The organism is Paracoccus sp. JM45 (assembly GCF_003590715.1).
Lineage (GTDB): Bacteria > Pseudomonadota > Alphaproteobacteria > Rhodobacterales > Rhodobacteraceae > Paracoccus.
Window position 1 is genome coordinate 454960 of the sequence record NZ_QQVY01000001.1, and the last position, 18210, is coordinate 473169.

Below are 18210 nucleotides of genomic sequence, written 5' to 3' on the forward strand. Positions count from 1 at the left end.
GTTATTGCGCGCCCCGCAGCATCACCCAGATCAGCAAGCCCACAATGCCGATTACCATCGCGAAGGCATAGTGGAACAGATAACCGGACTGAACACGTCCGGCAAAGCGGGTCATCCGAGGGATGATTCCCAAGGCCAACCCGTTGATGGCACCGTCGATAACGGCTCCGTCGCCAGCCGTCCACAGCTTGGACCCGATCCAGCGCGCCGGACGGACAAAGACGGCATTATAGAGTTCGTCGAAATACCACTTGTTCAACAGGAACTGGTACAGCCCCGGTTGTTGTGCGGCCAGCTTCGCCGGTGCACCTGGATTGCGGATATACATCAGCCAAGCCAGTGCGAAACCCGACAGCATCGCGATGAAAGGCGATACCTTCACCCAGGCGGGGACCGAATGGGCCTCGTGCATGACATGGTTATCAGGGTGCATATAGATGGCCCCCTGCCCCACGGTCGCGGGATCGACAGCGGTGGCATGTTCGCCATCAGCCTCGGCGTGGTCGGCAACTTCGGCGTGGTCGGCAACTTCGGCGTGGCCTGCCTCAACCTCGTCATGGGTTTCCCCGTGGGCGGCGGCGACTTCGGGCATGCCGAAAAATTTCTGGACGCCCTCGACCTCGAAGAAGCTGTTATACCACACCATCCCCGAGAAGATGGCACCAAGCGCAAGCACACCCAACGGAATGGTCATGACACGAGGGCTTTCATGCGCGTGGTCATGTGTATGATGATCGCCGCGCGGTTTGCCAAAGAAGGTCATGAACATCAGGCGCCAGCTATAGAAACTGGTGAAGGCCGCGGCGATGACCAGCATCCAGAAGGCATAACCAGACCCTGAAGCATAGGCGCTTTCGATAACGGCATCTTTGGACAAGAAGCCTGCGAAACCGATATGGGTCAGCGGAATACCGACGCCGGTAATGGCCAGCGTACCGATCATCATCGCCCAGAAGGTCAGCGGGATCTTTTTGCGAAGACCGCCATAGTTCCGCATGTCCTGTTCATGATGCATCGCATGGATGACCGAACCGGCACCAAGGAACAGCATGGCCTTGAAGAAAGCATGCGTCAGCAGGTGGAACATGGCGACCGAATAGACACCGACACCGGCAGCCACGAACATATAGCCCAGCTGCGAACAGGTCGAATAGGCGATGACGCGCTTGATGTCGTTCTGGACCAGACCGACAGTCGCTGCAAAAAATGCGGTCGAGGCACCGACGATCACAATGAACGCCTTGGCATCAGGGGCAAATTCGAACAGCGGTGACATCCGGCAGACAAGGAAAACACCGGCGGTGACCATGGTTGCTGCGTGGATCAGGGCCGACACAGGCGTCGGACCCTCCATCGCGTCGGGCAGCCATGTGTGCAGGAACAATTGCGCCGATTTGCCCATCGCACCGATGAACAACAGAACCGCCAGCAGGTTCGCGGCATTCCATTCGGTCCACAGAAAGCTGATCTGGCTGTCCGCCAGCATCGGCACCTGAGCGAAGACATCATCGAACTGGATCGAACCGGTCATCCACCACAGGCCAAAGATGCCCAGCAGGAAGCCGAAGTCCCCGACGCGGTTGACGATAAAGGCCTTCATGGCCGCAGCGCCCGCTGATTGTTTTTTGAAATAGAAACCGATCAGCAGATAGGACGCAACGCCCACGCCTTCCCATCCGAAGAACATCTGAAGCAGGTTGTCCGAAGTCACCAGCATCAGCATCGCGAAGGTGAAGAAGGACAGATAGGCGAAGAAGCGGGCGCGGTAAGGCTCTTCATCGCTGAAGTTTTCGTCGTGGGCCATATAGCCGAAGCTATAAAGATGAACCAAGGCCGAAACAGAGGTGATCACGATCAGCATGATCGCGGTCAGGCGGTCCAGACGGATGCCCCACTGACTGGTGAAATCGCCCGAAACGATCCAGTCCATGACCGGAAGGTGCTGTAATTGACCGTCAAAGGTCAGGAACACGATCCAGCTAAGGAAAGCTGCCGCGAACAGGATGCCCGTGGTCAGGATTTGCGCGCCACGCTCGCCGATTAGACGCCAGCAAAAGCCAGCGATCAGCGCGCCAAGTAGCGGTGCAAAAAGGATGAATTGCGGCATGTTCCCCTATCCCTTCATCACGTTGACATCTTCCACCGCGATCGTGCCGCGGTTCCGGAAGAAGACGACCAGGATCGCCAGACCGATCGCAGCCTCGGCTGCGGCAACGGTCAGGATGAACATGGTGAAGATCTGGCCGCCAAGATCGCCCAGATGGGCCGAAAAGGCGACAAAGTTGATATTGACCGCCAGCAGCATCAATTCGATCGACATTAGAATGACGATGACGTTCTTGCGGTTAACGAAGATGCCGAAGATCCCGGCAACGAACAAGATCGCCCCCACGACAAGGTAATGTGTCAATCCGATCATCTTTTCAGTCCCTTCGGGTCTGTCACCCGTTGAAATTCCGTTGGCCGGGGGCGCGCGAACGCCCCCAACTTACAACCCCTGCCCGGGCTTGACGTCGCGCAGCTGCATCGCTTTGGCAGGATCGCGATGCATCTGGTGGATCACGTTCTGACGCTTGATGTCGCGGCGGTGACGCATTGTCAGGGTAATCGCGCCGATCATGGCGACCAGCAGGATCAATCCCGAAATCTGGAACGGCAGGATATAGCGGTCATACATCACTGTCCCGATCAGATTGGTGTTCATCGGCGCACCGTCGATCGGAACCGCCCGCAGCGTCGCTGCCTGATCCGAGGACTGCCAGGCACCATAGGCAATCGCCAGCTGTGCCAGAAGGATAATGGCGATCAAGCCGGCCAGCGGCAGGTATCGTGCAAGTTCGCCTTTCAGTTCGGCGAAATCCACGTCCAGCATCATTACGACGAACAGGAACAGAACCGCGACCGCACCGACATAGACAATGATCAGCAACATGGCGACAAATTCGGCGCCCAGCAGAACGAACAGCCCCGACGCCGAAATGAACGACAGGATCAGCCACAGCACCGAATGCACGGGGTTACGCGACAGGACCACCATAAAGCCTGCGATGCAGACCGTGATGGCAAAGAGGTAAAAGGCAAAAGTCATCATTCTGGGCTGCTCCCCTCGGATTCGGTAAAGACGCCCTTGGCAATTTCCAGCGCCTTCTGCATCGCGGGAAGTCCGCCGAACATCCCCATCTGAGAAATCACTTCGGCGATTTCGCGCGGCGTTGCCCCGGCTTCGATCGCGTGGCGAATGGTCAACCGCAGCTGCGGTTCGGCCAAAGCGCCCTGAACCGTCATGGCCGCGATCGTGACAAGCATCCGCGTCTTGGCATCAAGCCCGTCGCGGTTGAATGTCTTGCCAAACCACATTTCCAGCATATCTGCCGGCATGGTCGGGAACATTTTCTCGAACGCCTTGGTATCGAAATGTTCCACGGCAGGGTTGAACGCCCGGGCCATTTCCTGACCCTGAGACATCATCTGCTGGAACATTTTCTGGAATACGTCGGTCATCTGTAGGGCGCATCCATGGCTAGGTTGCGCGCAATCTCGGCTTCCCAGCGGTCGCCGTTATCAAGCAGCTTGGCCTTGTCATAGAACAGCTCCTCGCGGGTTTCGGTCGCGAATTCGAAGTTCGGACCTTCCACGATGGCGTCAACAGGGCATGCTTCCTGACAGAAACCGCAATAGATGCATTTGGTCATATCGATGTCATAACGCGTCGTGCGGCGGCTGCCGTCATCACGCGGTTCGGCATCGATGGTGATCGCCTGCGCAGGGCAAATCGCCTCGCATAGTTTACAGGCAATGCAACGTTCTTCGCCGTTGGGGTAACGGCGCAGGGCATGTTCACCGCGGAAGCGCGGCGACAATGGTCCCTTTTCGTGCGGATAGTTCACGGTCGCCTTGGGAGCGAAGAAATACTTCATTCCCAAACCGAAGCCTTTGATAAAATCGACCATCAAGAAATACTTGGTGGCGCGCGCGATGTCGAAAGCCATCAGAACTGCTCTCCTTGCTTGGGTGCCGAGAAGCGGTCGAAAGCCGCCACATAGTCACGCACCCTGGCGCTGTCATGGGCCTGTTCGGCCGTGTCCAGATTATTGGCCAGGAAGTGGGCAAACTCTGCCTTATCCTGTTCGCTGGCCGAGGCCAGAATTTCAGCGATCTTGTTGGAATAGGCCATATCGATCACATCCCTGCCCAACGGGCCCAAAAACCGCCAAGAACCTCGAACCGTGCAAGGAATGCAACGATCACGACCCAACCCAGCGACAGCGGCAGGAAGACTTTCCAACCGATCCGCATCAACTGGTCATAGCGATAGCGCGGGACGATGGCCTTCACCATGGCGAACATGAAGAACCAGCCAACCATCTTGATGAACATCCACAGCGCACCGTCCGGAATGCCGGGGATGGGCGACAGCCAGCCACCAAAGAACAGCAGGCTGATCAGTGCACACATCAGCCACATGGCGATATATTCACCAGCCATGAACAGCAGATAGGGCGTCGAGGAATATTCGGTCATGAAGCCCGCAACCAGTTCGGATTCCGCTTCGGGAAGGTCGAAAGGCGGGCGGTTCGTTTCGGCCAGTGCCGAGATAAAGAACAACACCAGCATCGGGAAGTGCGGCAACCAGTACCACGACAGCAGACCCGCGCCACTTTGCGCCTCGACGATAACGGAAAGGTTCATCGAACCGGTCGAGATGATCACACCGATGATGATTAGACCGATACTGACCTCATAGGAAATCATCTGCGCCGCAGAACGCAGCGACCCGAGGAACGGGAATTTCGAGTTCGAGGCCCAGCCACCCATAATCACGCCATACACCTCGAGCGAGGAGACCGCGAAGATGAACAGGATGCCGACATTAATGTCGGCCATCACCCAGCCGGGTGCAAAAGGGATCGCCACGAAGGCCAGCAAAGCCAGCATCATCGACAGGAACGGGGCCAGGAAGAACACGAATTTATCCGAGCCCGCCGGAATGACGATTTCCTTGACGACGAATTTCAGTGCGTCCGCAAAGGTCTGCAGGATGCCCCAGGGTCCGACGACGTTCGGGCCGCGGCGCATCTGCACAGCAGCCCAGATTTTACGGTCGCCATAGACCATATAGACCAGCGACAGCATCACAAAGGCGATAACCGCCACACCCTGAGCCAGCAAAATAATCGCGATACCCCAGGAAGATGCCCAAAAATCAGCCATGATGCCTGTCCTCTTCCTTATGCCGCGGGAATGCCGCGCGCCTTGCATTCCTGCAAGGTCTCTTCAGTTTCCATGACCCGCAGCCCCAACGGCTTGTCCTGCGACAAGATGAAGGCGGATCCAATCAGTAATTTGCCATTCCGTTCAGCCTGTAGGGTCCGGATATGACGCCCGTACGGGGTGCCATTGTCTTTTGCCCAGCCGGCAAGCGCGCAGGTGGCATACGAAAAGGCGATATCGGCGTCCACCCCTTCGCGAAGATTTGCCGTCACTTCGACCAGATCGGATTGCCGACCGCTGTTGAACGGCTCGACTTTGGCAGCAATGAAGGATTGCGGGTCGATGATCTGACCGGACCGAAGGGTCGGCAAAGCAGGTCCGCGACGGGCTGCAAAAGCCTCCAGCGCTTTTTCCTGTGCGGTTTTTTCCTTGGGCAAGCTTGCTGCCACCAGACCGCCGAAATCCAGATCCAGATTCGCGTTTAACGCCGCAAGATCATTTTCGCTGATCGTAAAGGCGTCCTGTCCTTCCGGACTGTCCAGATCCATCGTCGTGACGCTGCCGTCTTCTTCCAGAATCAGAATCTCGCCCGATTTGGTTGAAATACGCGCCGACGACAAGGTCGACGATCCGGCTTTGCGACCGGGGGCTGCAACGCGCGTGCTGATCTGTTCGGGTTTGGCCTTGGGCCGCCCGTCGGATGTGTCTTGTGTCCCGATAAAGCAGCCGCTTAGCAGGGTCAGCGCAGCAAGTACTGCGCCGCCAAGACAAGTGGATCTGGGGATTATCCGCATAGGCCTACTCCGCTGCATGGGCGGGCGCCAAACGCGCCGCCGCCATGCGCGACAATTCCCCCATCAGTGGCGAACAGCGCGCGATCGGGTTGGTCAGATAGAAATCCTTGACCGGATTGACGAAGCTTGCGCGGCCCAGATCCTTTCGGGGCAAGGGCTGCCAATCGCTTTCGACGACCTGACCGACCTGCGCCAGATGCGGCGCAACCTCGACCATTTTGCGGCGCAGCTGCGCGATGCTGTCCCAAGGCAGGGTCTGGCCAAGTTCGGCAGACAGGGCCCGAAGGATCGCCCAGTTTTCCTTGGCCTCTCCCGGTGCGAAATTCGCGCGCATGGCCAGTTGGGGGCGACCTTCGGTATTGACGAACAGGCCCATTTCCTCGGTATAGCAGGCAGCAGGCAGGATGATGTCGGCGCGATGTGCGCCGCGATCACCATGGCTGCCCTGATAGATGACCGTGGCACCGGCGGCGATTTCCACCTCATCCGCGCCAAGGTTGAAGATGACCTGCGCACCGTCGATGGCCGCATCCAGACCACCTTGGGTCACCGCACCAATATCCATCGCACCCACACGGGCCGCGGCAGTGTGCAGGACCAGCACGCGGGCATTTGTCACCTCGGCCAATGCCATGACAGTGGCCAGAACACCCTCGCCATCAGCCTCGCGCAGGGCGCCCTGCCCCACGATGATGACGCCGGGTTCTTCGGCGGCGGTCGCATCGTCCAACAGCTTGGACAGCGCCGCACGATCCGTGCCGGCATGGGTGTAATCAAAGGTCAGATCGACCGCTTCACCGACCAGCGTGACATCCGCGCCACGCACCCAGTTTTTGCGGATGCGCGAATTCAGCACCGGCGCTTCTTCGCGCGGGTTCGTCCCGACCAGCAGGATCGAGGAGGCGCTGTCCAGATCGGCAATCGTCGCATTCCCGACATAACCTGAACGGTTGCCAGCAGGCAGTTTCGCGCCATCGGTGCGGCATTCGACATTGCCGCCCAGACCCTCGATCAGGGTTTTCAGGCTGTATGCCGCCTCGACCGAGGTCAGATCGCCAACCAGACCCGCAACTTTCTTGCCGGTCATCGCGCGGGCGGTGGCTGCCAGTGCCTCGGGCCAGGTGGCCGCGCGCAGCTTGCCGTTTTCACGGATATAGGGCTTATCCAGACGCTGGCGACGCAGACCGTCCCAGACAAAGCGCGTCTTGTCGCTGATCCATTCCTCGTTCACGTCGTCATTGTTACGCGGCAGAATACGCATAACTTCGCGGCCCTTGGTATCAACACGGATCGCGCTGCCAAGTGCGTCCATGACGTCGATCGTCTCGGTCTTGGTCAGTTCCCAAGGGCGGGCTGTAAAGGCATAGGGTTTGCTGACCAGCGCACCGACGGGGCACAGATCGATGATATTGCCCTGCATGTTCGAGGCCAGCGTTTCGTTCAGATAGCTTGTGATCTCGCTGTCTTCGCCGCGACCGGTCTGGCCCATCTGGGTAATACCCGCGACTTCGCTGGTAAAGCGCACGCAACGGGTGCAGCTGATGCACCGCGTCATATGGGTTTCGACCAGCGGGCCAAGGTTCAGTTCCTCGGATGCACGCTTGGGTTCGCGATAACGGCTGAAATCGACGCCATAGGCCATGGCCTGATCCTGAAGGTCGCATTCGCCACCTTGGTCACAAATCGGGCAATCCAGCGGGTGGTTAATCAGCAGGAATTCCATCACGCCCTCGCGGGCCTTCTTGACCATCGGGCTGTTGGTGCGGATTTCCGACGGGGCACCTTCCGGCCCCGGCCGCAGATCCTTGACCTGCATGGCGCAGCTTGCGGCGGGCTTGGGTGGGCCGCCAACGACTTCCACCAGACACATGCGGCAATTGCCGGCAATCGACAAACGCTCGTGATAGCAGAAGCGCGGGATCTCGATTCCGGCCTGCTCGCAGGCCTGGATCAGGGTCATGTTCGGATCGACATCGATTTCGTTGCCATCGATCTTGATTGTCCGCAAGTCGGCCATGATTTCTTCCTTACCTGGCACTCAGCAGCGATCCTGCGACCGTCTGCCGTGCGATTTCGTCCCGCCCGAGGCGGCAAAATGTATCCGGCTGTCCATTGACCACGCCGTTTTCAACCATATAGCGGTCAGCCGCAGCATAGATGCGCTTGCGGTCGTCCTTGCTGTCCAGAAACGCATCGATCTGGCTGTCGCTGTAACCCTTGTCCAAGGCATAGCGCTTAAGCGCGCGGGCTTCGGAAAAGGCGCGGACCAGACGCGCGCTGATTGTCGGGCAGCCACGACGCAGCATATCCGCCACGCGCGCCTGCACCAAGCGGTCGTTGACATAGGCTTCCTGCGACAGCGGTTCCAACGCGGCGGCAGGGCCAGAAATCAAAGAGGCTGAAATGGCCAGGGCGGCCATGATCGAACGGGTCATATAACGGTCCTTATGATGAAGATGTGTCCCCACATAATCATCGCCGGCGCGGATGGTTCGAAACGAACCCGTGTTCCGCGCGTGAGCGTTATGATGACCCGACCAGATCATTCCGCAGCCATCGCCCCCATACGTCCGGTTTTCTTCGCCTTCAGGCGGTCTTCGATTTCACCGCGGAAGTTGCGGATCAACCCTTGGATCGGCCAAGCAGCGGCATCCCCCAAGGCGCAGATCGTGTGACCTTCGACCTGTTTGGTCACGTCCAGCAGCATGTCGATTTCCTCGACCTCCGCCTCGCCCGAAACCAGTCGTTCCATCACGCGCATCATCCAGCCGGTGCCCTCGCGGCAGGGCGTGCATTGGCCGCAGCTTTCGTGTTTGAAAAATTTGGACAAACGCCAGACGGCTTTGATCACATCCGTGTTCTGGTCCATCACAATCATGCAGGCCGTCCCGAAGCTGGACTTCAGATCGCGCATGCCGTCGTAATCCATGATCGCGGTTTCACATTGTTCCGCCGTCAGGACAGGACAGGATGCGCCACCGGGGATGATCGCTTTCAGGTTTTTCCACCCGCCGCGCACACCGCCGCCATGTTTTTCGATCAGCTCTTTCATGCTGATAGACATGGCCTCTTCGACCACGCAAGGCGCGTTCAGATGTCCGGTCAGGCCGAACAGCTTGATGCCCGCGTTGTTGGGACGACCGAAACCTGCGAACCATTCCGGCCCGCGACGCAGGATTGTCGGCACTACGGCGATGGATTCAACATTGTTCACCGTCGTCGGGCAGCCATAAAGACCGGCACCGGCGGGGAACGGCGGTTTCATCCGCGGCATGCCTTTCTTGCCTTCAAGGCTTTCCAGCAATGCGGTTTCTTCACCACAGATATAGGCGCCCGCACCGTGATGCAGATAGACGTCGAAATCCCAACCGGAACCGGCCGCATTCGCGCCCAGCATACCCGCGTCATAGCATTCGTCGATCGCCGCCTGCAGGGCCTCTTTCTCGCGGATATATTCGCCGCGCAGATAGATATAGCAGGCGTGCGCATTCATCGCGAAGCTGGCGATCAACGCACCCTCGATCAGGGTGTGCGGATCGTGACGCATAATCTCACGGTCCTTGCACGTCGCGGGTTCGGATTCGTCAGCGTTGATCACCAGATAGGACGGACGTCCATCTGATTCCTTTGGCATGAAGGACCATTTCAGGCCCGTCGGGAAGCCTGCGCCCCCACGTCCGCGAAGGCCGGATGCCTTCATCTGTTCGATGATTTTGTCGCGTCCACGGCCGATGATCTCGGACGTGCCATCCCAATGGCCACGCGATTGCGCGCCTTTCAGGCTGCGGTCACCCATCCCATAGAGGTTGGTGAAAATGCGATCCTGGTCTTTCAGCATCCGTTCCTCGATCCTCTCATCCGGGCGTCACACATTCCTGCGCCGCCAGATACGCCAGGTCACAATCAGCGACCAGACAAAAGCGCCGATGGCGGCAAGGTCGGCCAGATAAGCCCACTTTCCCGCCCACTCGTATTGTTGACCAAGCGCCTGAATGGCGAGCCAGACCAGCATTGCGACCGCAATCACGATCGCCACCTGCCGCATCTGCTTGGCATCCTTATCCGCAGGCGCTGCCATCAGGCCGTGCCCTTGGTATTTCTTGCCAATTCCTTGGCCTGTCCGACCCAATCATCGCCACGGATGCGTGCAGCACCGCGACCGATCTGGTTCGACAGTTCGTCGATCCTGGCGTCGTCCAAGGCGGCAATCTGTTCGAAACGGGTGATACCCGCGTCGTTCAATGCACCTTCGATCTTGACGCCCACGCCTTTGATGGCGCGAAGGTTGTCAGGTTCCGCCTGCGCCTCGGGTTCGGGGGGCAGGCGGTCATAGATGTTGCGCCCTTCGGCCATCCCTTCACGCGGGGTGTCCAGCTGGGCGTCGCCCGCAGGTCCGATGTCTTCGGATACGACAGCGGCAACTTCTGGGTCGCCAAGCGCTTCGGCCATCGGGGCCGCCCCCGGCAAAGCAGTCGGCACCGCCGGTGCCCAATCTGAACCATCCATTGCCATCGTCCCACTCTCGACAAGCCCGAAGATGATCGCGCCTAGAAGCGCGCCCATCACAAGTCCCATGACTACCGCGCCAAGCCAGCCGGTCGAGCCAAAGAATCCAAGCGCAACTGTTACAAGAACGAATGTTCCCAACGCGGTCATGCGGCTAGAGCTTTGCATCGTGACTGGTATCCCTTTGCTGTATCCCTTGGACCAGAGGCCCCTATTGTCGATCAGTCCTTCTTACTGTCGCTTTTATCCTCGGCGCGGATGCCGGCAGGTTCACGATCCGATACCGGACGCGCCGCCGAACTGGCCTGCGCTTCCTGTTCGGTCACACCCGTTTTATCGGCAGGCTGGCCATCGGCGGGGCGCGGTTCGTTATCAGGGGTCGCATCATGCCCCGTCTGGTCGTCCACAGCCGCTTCGGGCTGGTTGCGCTGCCATTTGGTCAGGATCGGAACCTCGGTTCCATCGATCCGCTTCAGCGTTTCGCCCAGATCATTAGCCAGCTGGACGCTGGCGTTGTGATCATGACCACCTTTGGCCGCTTCCAGACTGGTCAGTCCGGTGACAGGTTCGGATGCGAAGCGACCGGTCTGCGACCCTGCTTGTGGAACTTCGCCCGCCGACATGCGGTCGATCAGCGCCTCCAGCGAAGCGGGCGTCAGGTCTTCATAGTAATCCTTGCCGATCTGGGCCATCGGGGCATTCGCGCAGGCACCCAGACATTCGACCTCTTCCCAGCTGAACTTGCCATCAGCCGAAGGGGTATGCGGGGTCGGCGCGATCTTGCGCTTGCAAACCTCGATCAGATCCTCGGCACCGCAGATCATGCAGGTGGTGGTTCCGCAGATCTGGATATTGGCAATGGTGCCAACCGGCTGAAGCTGGAACATAAAGTAGAAGGTCGCAACTTCAAGCGCACGGATATAGGCCATGCCAAGGAATTCAGCGACATATTCGATGGCCGGACGTGACAGCCAGCCTTCCTGTTCCTGTGCACGCCACAGCAGCGGGATGATCGCCGATTGCTGGCGACCTTCCGGATATTTGGTGATCTGTGCCTGCGCCCATTCAAGGTTCGCAAGCGTAAAGGTAAAGCTGTCCGGCTGGACAGGGTGAAGGCGGCGCAGCATCAGCGGTCAACCTCTCCGAACACGATGTCTTGGGTGGCGATGAGGGCGGGGACATCGGCCAGCAAATGGCCCTTCGACATCCAGTCCATTGATTGCAGGTGCAGGAAGCCCGGCGCCCGCAGCTTGGCGCGATAGGGTTTATTCGACCCGTCGCTGACCAGATAAACACCGAACTCGCCCTTGGGGGCCTCGACGGCAGCATAGACTTCACCCGCCGGAACGCGGAAGCCTTCGGTATAGAGTTTGAAGTGGTGGATCAGGCTTTCCATATCACGCTTCATATCCGCGCGCTTGGGGGCCGTCAGCTTACCACGGGCCATCACATCACCTGCGGGTTCAGCCCGCAGCTTGGTGATCGCCTGCTTCATAATGCTGGTTGATTCGCGCATTTCCTGCATCCGGCACAGGAAACGGTCATAGCAATCACCATTAGTGCCGACCGGAATCTTGAAATCAAATTCATCATAACATTCATAGGGTTGGCTGCGGCGCAAATCCCACGCCATGCCAGACCCACGGACCATGACGCCCGAAAAGCCCCAATCCAGCGCATCTTGTTCGCTGACAATGCCGATATCGACCAGACGCTGCTTGAAGATCCGGTTTTCGGTCAGCAGCGTGTCCAGATCGTCCAGAACCTTGGGGAACTTTTCACACCATGCTTCGATGTCATTCAGCAAATCGGGCGGCAGGTCCTGATGGACGCCACCGGGCCGGAAATAGGCTGCGTGCAAACGCGCACCGCTGGCGCGTTCATAGAAAATCATCAACTCTTCGCGCGCTTCAAAGCCCCAAAGCGGCGGCGTCAGCGCACCTACGTCCAGCGCACCTGTCGTCAGACCCAGCAAGTGGTTCAGAATACGGCCGATTTCCGAATAGAGCACACGGATCAGGCTGGCGCGACGCGGCACTACGGTACCGGTCAGACGCTCGATCGCCAGACACCATGCGTGTTCCTGATTCATCGGCGACACATAATCCAGCCGGTCGAAATACGGCAGGTTTTGCAGATAGGTGCGGCTTTCCATCAGCTTTTCGGTGCCGCGATGCAGCAGACCGATATGCGGATCGGCGCGCTCGACAACTTCACCGTCCAGCTCCAGCACCATCCGCAACACGCCGTGTGCGGCGGGGTGCTGAGGGCCAAAGTTGATGTTGAAATTGCGGATACGCTGTTCGCCGGTCAGCAAATCCTCGCTGCCGTCGTCATAATGGTTCACGCGGATATCGCCGTCCATGGCCTTACCCCTTGGTCTTTTCGTCGCCGGGCAGGACGTATTTCGCGCCCTCCCACGGAGAGAGGAAATCGAACTGGCGGTATTCCTGCACCAGATTTACAGGCTCATAGATAACGCGCTTTTCAGCTTCGTCATAGCGAACCTCGACATAACCGGTGGTCGGAAAATCTTTCCGCAGCGGATGGCCCGAAAAACCATAATCGGTCAACAGGCGACGCATGTCGGGATGGCCCGTGAACAGAATGCCGAACATGTCGAAAATCTCACGCTCGAACCAATTGGCGGCGGGATAGATTTTCACCAGCGTCGGCAGCATTTCATCTTCGCGAATCGCGGTTTTCACGCGAATGCGGTGATTCTGGTACATCGACAGGAAATGCCAAACCACGTCGAAACGCTGTGCGCGTTCGGGGTGGTCAACGGCAGTGATGTCCACCAGCGTCGAAAAACGGCAACTGCTATCGCTGCGCAGAAATTCGATCAGGTCCAGAATGCCGGTGGCCGTTGCCGTCACGGTCAGTTCGTTGAATGCCACGGTGGCATCCAGAACTTCGCCAGGGCGACGCATCTTGATGTGCTCGGCCAGCTGTTCCAGCGCGTCTATGTCGGGATAATGCGCCATCGTTACCTCACCAACGTTCCGGTGCGCCGGATGCGGCGCTGAAGTTGCAGGATGCCATAAAGCAGCGCTTCGGCTGTCGGCGGGCAACCGGGAACATAGATGTCCACCGGAACGATGCGGTCACATCCACGCACCACCGAATAGCTGTAATGGTAATAACCGCCGCCATTGGCGCAGCTGCCCATGCTGATGACATAACGCGGTTCGGGCATCTGGTCATAGACCTTGCGCAAAGCGGGTGCCATCTTGTTGGTCAGCGTACCGGCAACGATCATCAGGTCCGACTGGCGCGGTGATGCGCGCGGTGCGGTCCCGAAGCGTTCAAGGTCATAGCGCGGCATCGAGGTGTGCATCATCTCGACGGCGCAGCAGGCCAGACCGAAGGTCATCCAGTGCAGCGAACCGTTACGCGCCCAGTTGATGATGTCTTCGGTCGTGGTCAGCAGGAAGCCCTTGTCCTGCAATTCGTGGTTCAGCGCGGCGGTCGCGACCTCGCGGTCGGGACCGGCTGTATTTGCTCCGGCCATCACGCCCATTCCAGCGCCCCCTTCTTCCATTCATAGGCAAAGCCTGCGGTCAACACGCCAAGAAAGACCATCATCGACCAGAAGGCCACATCGCTGAGGTTCTGGAAATTGACCGCCCAGGGAAACAGGAAGGCCACTTCAAGGTCGAAAATGATGAAAAGGATCGACACCAGATAGAAGCGCACGTCGAATTTCATCCGTGCATCGTCAAAGGCGTTGAAACCGCATTCATATGCGCTGACCTTTTCGGGGTCCGGGTTACGAACAGCGATCAAGATGGCTGATAGCAACAAGAGCAGTGCAAGTGCTGACGCCATTCCCACAAAGACGAGAATGGGCAGATAATCCTGCAAAAGGTTTTCCACGGGCGTTGATCCCCATTGTCGGTCGCGGGGATCATGGCTCACCTCGCGACGGGTTGGCTGTTTGCGGGTTTAGACCTGCCAAGCAGCGGGGTCAACGGGCCGAAATCAACGATCCTGCGGCTAATCGTTGCATTTGCCCAATTAAAAGTCGCTGCATCTTAACTGGTCAGTCCGGGGCAAGGCCGTTTTCACCGCCCTGCCCCGAATGATTCTATTCGATTTCGACCAGCAGGTCTTTTGCATCGATCTGTTGGCCGGGGGTGACATGGACGGCCTTGATGACGCCGTCCCGATCCGCGTGCAGACCGGTTTCCATCTTCATGGCCTCGATCGTCAGAAGCAGGTCGCCCTGATTGACCTTGGCGCCTGCAACCGCGCCGACCGATGCGACAACGCCCGGCATGGGTGCGCCGACATGACCTTCGTTCGCCGGATCGGCCTTGGGGCGCACAGCGGCGGTGCCCGTGGCCTTGCGGTTAGGGACCCGGATGCTGCGCGGCTGGCCGTTCAACTCGAAGAAGACCTTCATCTCGCCTTTTTCATCCGTCTCGCCCAAGGTCAGCAGGCGGATTTCAAGGGTCTTGCCGGGGTCGATCTCGACGCTGATTTCCTGCCCTGGTTCCATTCCGTAAAAGAAGTTGCGGGTCGGCAGGGTGCGGACGGGGCCATAGGTTTCGTGACGTGCCATATAGTCGGTAAAGACCTTGGGATACATCAGATAACCGTTCAGATCCTCATCATCGATGGTCTTGCCACCCAGTTCTTCGGACAGTTTGGCACGCACGGCTTCCAGATCGACGGGTTCCAGATGGGCGCCGGGACGATCGGTAAAGGGTTCCTCGCCCTTCAGGATCTTGGACTGGATCGCCTGCGGCCAGCCACCGGGAGGTTGGCCCAGATTGCCGCGCATCATATCGACAACGCTGTCAGGGAAGCTGACATCCGTTTCGGCGTCCATCACCTGCTGCGGTGTCAGGTTCTGGGCCACCATCATCAGCGCCATATCACCGACCACCTTGGAGGACGGCGTGACTTTGACGATATCGCCGAACATCTGGTTCACATCGGCATAAGCCTGCGCGACCTCGTGCCAGCGATCTTCCAGCCCCATCGAACGCGCCTGCGCTTTCAGGTTGGTGAACTGGCCGCCGGGCATTTCGTGCAGATAAACCTCGGATGCGGGGGCCTGCAGGCCGGATTCGAAGGCGGCATAGCTTTCGCGGACCCGTTCCCAATAGTTGCTGATGGCGCGGATATGGCCGATGTCCAGTCCGGTATCGCGGTCGGTCTGTGCCAGCGATTCCACGACCGAACCCATGGTCGGCTGGCTGGTGTTGCCCGACAGCGCATCCATCGCGCAATCGACGGCGTCCACACCGGCAGCAGCCGCCGCAAGGATGGTCGCGCCACCCATGCCGCTGGTGTCATGCGTGTGGAAATGGATCGGCAGGCCGACCTCTTCCTTCAGGGCGGTGATCAGCTGGGTGGCGGCGGCGGGCTTCAGCAGGCCTGCCATATCCTTCAGACCCAGCACATGTGCGCCGGCCGCCTTCAGATCCTTGGCGGTTTTGACGTAATAGGCCAGATCGTATTTTGACCGGTCGGGGTCCAGCATATTGCCGGTATAGCAAACCGTGCCTTCGCAGATTTTCCCCGATTCGATGACCGCATCCATGGCGACGCGCATATTCTCGACCCAGTTCAGGCTGTCGAAAACGCGGAAGACATCGACGCCGGTTTCGGCGGCCTGACGCACAAAGGACTGCACGACGTTATCAGGATAGTTGGTGTATCCGACGCCATTGCTGGCGCGCAGCAGCATCTGCGTCATCAGGTTCGGCATATGCTGGCGGATGTCGCGCAGGCGCTGCCACGGACATTCCTGCAAGAAACGATAGGCCACATCGAATGTCGCCCCGCCCCAGCATTCGACGCTGAACAGCTGCGGCAGATTGGCGGCATAGCTTGGCGCGACGCGGATCATGTCGATCGAGCGCATCCGCGTGGCCAGCAGCGACTGGTGACCGTCACGCATGGTGGTGTCGGTGATCAGCAGCTGCTTCTGCGCACCCATCCAGTCGGCAACAGCCTGCGCCCCTTGCGATTCCAGCAACTGGCGGGTGCCAGCGGCGGGTTCGGCGGTGGCAACCGGCGGCAAAGGCTGGCGCGCCTGTGCGGGCGGCAAGGCACGCCCCGTGGTTTCAGGATGCCCGTTGACGCTGATATCGGCCAGATAGGTCAGGATGCGGGTCGCGCGGTCCTGACGCTTTTTGAACGTGAACAGCGAAGGCGTCGTGTCGATGAATTTGGTCGTATAGGTGTCATCAAGGAAGGTCGGCTGTTTTAACAGGTTGATGACAAAATCGATATTCGTGCTGACACCGCGCACCCGGAATTCGCGCAAGGCACGGTCCATCCGCTTGATGGCCTGATCGGGCGTCTGTGCCCATGCTGTCACCTTGACCAGCAGCGAATCATAATAGCGGGTGATCACGCCACCTGCATAGGCGGTGCCGCCATCCAGACGGATGCCCATGCCTGTCGCGCTGCGATAGGCAGTGATACGGCCATAATCAGGGATAAAGTTGTTCTGCGGGTCCTCGGTCGTGACGCGGCACTGCAGCGCGTGGCCCGACAGGGTGATCTGGTCCTGACTGTCATGGCCGGTGGCCGCGGCCAGCGTCGCGCCTTCGGCGATCTTGATCTGGGACTGGACGATGTCGATGCCGGTGACCTCTTCGGTCACGGTGTGTTCGACCTGAACGCGGGGGTTCACCTCGATGAAATAGAATTTCTCATCGTCCATATCCATCAGAAATTCGACGGTGCCAGCGTTCTGGTATCCGACCGCCTGCCCGATTTTCAGCGCAAGGCCGCATACCTCGGCGCGCTGTTCTTCGGTCAGATAGGGTGCGGGCGCGCGTTCCACGACCTTCTGGTTCCGGCGCTGGACCGTGCAATCGCGTTCGAACAGGTGATACAGACCGCCATGCGTGTCGCCCAGCAGCTGCACCTCGACGTGGCGGGCGCGGATGATCATCTTTTCCAGATAACCCTCGCCATTGCCAAAGGCGGCTTCAGCCTCGCGGCGGCCTTCGCGGACTTTTTCGACCAGCTCTTCGGGGTTGTTGATCGGGCGCATGCCGCGACCACCACCGCCCCAGCTGGCCTTCAGCATCAAGGGATAGCCGACTTCGGCGGCCTCGGCCTTGATGGCATCGAAATCCTCACCCAGCACTTCGGTCGCGGGAATGACGGGGACGCCAGCCTTGATGGCAACGTGACGGGCGCTGGCCTTGTCGCCAAGCGCACGCATGGTTTCCGCCTTGGGACCGATGAATGTGATGCCCGCCTCGAAACAGGCATCCACGAATTCGGGGTTTTCCGACAGCAGGCCATAGCCCGGATGGATCGCATCCGCGCCGCATTCCTTTGCGACACGAATGATTTCGGGAATCGACAGATAGGCCGCAACGGGGCCCAGACCCTCGCCGATGCGATATGCCTCATCTGCCTTGAAACGGTGAAGACCAAGCTTGTCCTCCTCGGCGTAAACCGCAACCGTTCGTTTTCCCAATTCATTCGCGGCACGCATCACACGGATCGCGATCTCACCACGGTTCGCAATCAATATTTTCTCAAACATGCGAAAAGCCCCCTACTCAATTTCACAGCATCCTAGCGGTGCCGCGTTGCAGCGCAAGTGTTGGTGAAAATATGTGCCATACATCTTGCAAGTGCAGCGAAGCCTGGCGGAATGGTCGGCGAATACCCGCAAAGGCAGCTTTGCCGCAATTCGTTCACATTATGTTCGCATAAT

At 58.9% G+C, this 18210-nt stretch carries 19 protein-coding genes; all 19 read right to left on the reverse strand.

All coding sequences use genetic code 11. The features are described 5' to 3' along the window. Position 1: 1 nt before the first annotated feature. Positions 2-2107, reverse strand: a complete 2106-nt coding sequence (gene nuoL / locus DWB67_RS02305) for an NADH-quinone oxidoreductase subunit L (protein WP_119805874.1) — start codon at positions 2105-2107, stop codon at positions 2-4. A gap of 6 nt (positions 2108-2113) precedes the next feature. Beyond that, positions 2114-2419: an NADH-quinone oxidoreductase subunit NuoK gene (nuoK, locus tag DWB67_RS02310; protein ID WP_042248542.1), complete on the reverse strand. Its 306-nt coding sequence runs from the start codon at positions 2417-2419 to the stop codon at positions 2114-2116. Between the two features lie 69 nt (positions 2420-2488). Then, positions 2489-3091, reverse strand: a complete 603-nt coding sequence (locus DWB67_RS02315; RefSeq protein ID WP_119805875.1) for an NADH-quinone oxidoreductase subunit J — start codon at positions 3089-3091, stop codon at positions 2489-2491. After that, positions 3088-3501, reverse strand: coding sequence for a carboxymuconolactone decarboxylase family protein (locus tag DWB67_RS02320; protein WP_119805876.1), 414 nt, complete (start codon positions 3499-3501; stop codon positions 3088-3090). Before DWB67_RS02320 ends, DWB67_RS02315 begins: the two co-directional genes overlap by 4 nt. Continuing rightward, positions 3498-3989, reverse strand: a complete 492-nt coding sequence (gene nuoI, locus DWB67_RS02325; RefSeq protein ID WP_119805877.1) for an NADH-quinone oxidoreductase subunit NuoI — start codon at positions 3987-3989, stop codon at positions 3498-3500. Before nuoI ends, DWB67_RS02320 begins: the two co-directional genes overlap by 4 nt. Continuing rightward, positions 3989-4174 carry a hypothetical protein gene (locus DWB67_RS02330; RefSeq protein ID WP_119806162.1) on the reverse strand — a complete coding sequence of 62 codons (186 nt, stop codon included), beginning with the start codon at positions 4172-4174 and terminating at the stop codon, positions 3989-3991. Before DWB67_RS02330 ends, nuoI begins: the two co-directional genes overlap by 1 nt. 5 nt (positions 4175-4179) lie before the next feature. Next, the gene (nuoH, locus tag DWB67_RS02335; protein ID WP_119805878.1) at positions 4180-5211 is read right to left on the reverse strand and encodes an NADH-quinone oxidoreductase subunit NuoH; all 1032 of its coding nucleotides are present in this window, start codon (positions 5209-5211) and stop codon (positions 4180-4182) included. Between the two features lie 17 nt (positions 5212-5228). Then, positions 5229-6005: a hypothetical protein gene (locus DWB67_RS02340; protein ID WP_119805879.1), complete on the reverse strand. Its 777-nt coding sequence runs from the start codon at positions 6003-6005 to the stop codon at positions 5229-5231. Between the two features lie 4 nt (positions 6006-6009). Then, the gene (nuoG, locus tag DWB67_RS02345) at positions 6010-8022 is read right to left on the reverse strand and encodes an NADH-quinone oxidoreductase subunit NuoG (RefSeq protein ID WP_119805880.1); all 2013 of its coding nucleotides are present in this window, start codon (positions 8020-8022) and stop codon (positions 6010-6012) included. A 10-nt stretch (positions 8023-8032) separates the two neighbouring features. Next, entirely contained in the window at positions 8033-8440 is a 408-nt protein-coding gene (locus DWB67_RS02350) for a DUF5333 domain-containing protein (RefSeq protein WP_119806163.1), read from the reverse strand. Positions 8441-8547: 107 nt separating this feature from the next. Beyond that, on the reverse strand, positions 8548-9843 hold the full coding sequence (nuoF, locus tag DWB67_RS02355; protein WP_119805881.1) for an NADH-quinone oxidoreductase subunit NuoF: 1296 nt from the start codon (positions 9841-9843) through the stop codon (positions 8548-8550). Between the two features lie 27 nt (positions 9844-9870). After that, complete coding sequence (locus DWB67_RS02360; RefSeq protein WP_119805882.1) at positions 9871-10083, reverse strand: DUF5337 domain-containing protein; 213 nt, start codon at positions 10081-10083, stop codon at positions 9871-9873. Then, positions 10083-10679 (reverse strand): hypothetical protein, encoded by a 597-nt coding sequence (locus DWB67_RS02365; RefSeq protein ID WP_220475087.1) that lies wholly within the window; start codon positions 10677-10679, stop codon positions 10083-10085. Before DWB67_RS02365 ends, DWB67_RS02360 begins: the two co-directional genes overlap by 1 nt. A 53-nt stretch (positions 10680-10732) precedes the next feature. Beyond that, entirely contained in the window at positions 10733-11638 is a 906-nt protein-coding gene (gene nuoE / locus DWB67_RS02370) for an NADH-quinone oxidoreductase subunit NuoE (RefSeq protein WP_119805884.1), read from the reverse strand. After that, positions 11638-12876 (reverse strand): NADH-quinone oxidoreductase subunit D, encoded by a 1239-nt coding sequence (locus DWB67_RS02375; protein ID WP_119805885.1) that lies wholly within the window; start codon positions 12874-12876, stop codon positions 11638-11640. The genes nuoE and DWB67_RS02375 overlap by 1 nt, the downstream gene beginning before the upstream one ends. A 4-nt stretch (positions 12877-12880) precedes the next feature. Further along, complete coding sequence (locus tag DWB67_RS02380) at positions 12881-13498, reverse strand: NADH-quinone oxidoreductase subunit C (protein ID WP_119805886.1); 618 nt, start codon at positions 13496-13498, stop codon at positions 12881-12883. Between the two features lie 2 nt (positions 13499-13500). Then, positions 13501-14034, reverse strand: coding sequence for an NADH-quinone oxidoreductase subunit B family protein (locus DWB67_RS02385; RefSeq protein WP_119805887.1), 534 nt, complete (start codon positions 14032-14034; stop codon positions 13501-13503). Next, a complete protein-coding gene (locus DWB67_RS02390) occupies positions 14025-14390 on the reverse strand; it encodes an NADH-quinone oxidoreductase subunit A (RefSeq protein ID WP_119805888.1) in 366 nt (121 codons plus the stop codon). Before DWB67_RS02390 ends, DWB67_RS02385 begins: the two co-directional genes overlap by 10 nt. Positions 14391-14601: 211 nt before the next feature. Continuing rightward, complete coding sequence (locus tag DWB67_RS02395; RefSeq protein WP_119805889.1) at positions 14602-18036, reverse strand: pyruvate carboxylase; 3435 nt, start codon at positions 18034-18036, stop codon at positions 14602-14604. Between the last annotated feature and the right edge of the window lie 174 nt (positions 18037-18210).

Coding starts and splice junctions, on each gene's coding strand:
- nuoL (WP_119805874.1), bottom strand. CDS start 2,107: ATGCCGCAATTCATCCTTTTTGCACCGCTACTTGGCGCGCTGATCGCT.
- DWB67_RS02380 (WP_119805886.1), bottom strand. CDS start 13,498: ATGGCGCATTATCCCGACATAGACGCGCTGGAACAGCTGGCCGAGCAC.
- DWB67_RS02350 (WP_119806163.1), bottom strand. CDS start 8,440: ATGACCCGTTCGATCATGGCCGCCCTGGCCATTTCAGCCTCTTTGATT.
- DWB67_RS02385 (WP_119805887.1), bottom strand. CDS start 14,034: ATGGGCGTGATGGCCGGAGCAAATACAGCCGGTCCCGACCGCGAGGTC.
- DWB67_RS02365 (WP_220475087.1), bottom strand. CDS start 10,679: ATGCAAAGCTCTAGCCGCATGACCGCGTTGGGAACATTCGTTCTTGTA.
- nuoG (WP_119805880.1), bottom strand. CDS start 8,022: ATGGCCGACTTGCGGACAATCAAGATCGATGGCAACGAAATCGATGTC.
- nuoE (WP_119805884.1), bottom strand. CDS start 11,638: ATGCTGCGCCGCCTTCACCCTGTCCAGCCGGACAGCTTTACCTTTACG.
- nuoI (WP_119805877.1), bottom strand. CDS start 3,989: ATGGCTTTCGACATCGCGCGCGCCACCAAGTATTTCTTGATGGTCGAT.
- nuoF (WP_119805881.1), bottom strand. CDS start 9,843: ATGCTGAAAGACCAGGATCGCATTTTCACCAACCTCTATGGGATGGGT.
- DWB67_RS02395 (WP_119805889.1), bottom strand. CDS start 18,036: ATGTTTGAGAAAATATTGATTGCGAACCGTGGTGAGATCGCGATCCGT.
- nuoK (WP_042248542.1), bottom strand. CDS start 2,419: ATGATCGGATTGACACATTACCTTGTCGTGGGGGCGATCTTGTTCGTT.
- DWB67_RS02340 (WP_119805879.1), bottom strand. CDS start 6,005: ATGCGGATAATCCCCAGATCCACTTGTCTTGGCGGCGCAGTACTTGCT.
- DWB67_RS02315 (WP_119805875.1), bottom strand. CDS start 3,091: ATGATGACTTTTGCCTTTTACCTCTTTGCCATCACGGTCTGCATCGCA.
- DWB67_RS02360 (WP_119805882.1), bottom strand. CDS start 10,083: ATGGCAGCGCCTGCGGATAAGGATGCCAAGCAGATGCGGCAGGTGGCG.
- DWB67_RS02330 (WP_119806162.1), bottom strand. CDS start 4,174: ATGGCCTATTCCAACAAGATCGCTGAAATTCTGGCCTCGGCCAGCGAA.
- nuoH (WP_119805878.1), bottom strand. CDS start 5,211: ATGGCTGATTTTTGGGCATCTTCCTGGGGTATCGCGATTATTTTGCTG.
- DWB67_RS02320 (WP_119805876.1), bottom strand. CDS start 3,501: ATGACCGACGTATTCCAGAAAATGTTCCAGCAGATGATGTCTCAGGGT.
- DWB67_RS02375 (WP_119805885.1), bottom strand. CDS start 12,876: ATGGACGGCGATATCCGCGTGAACCATTATGACGACGGCAGCGAGGAT.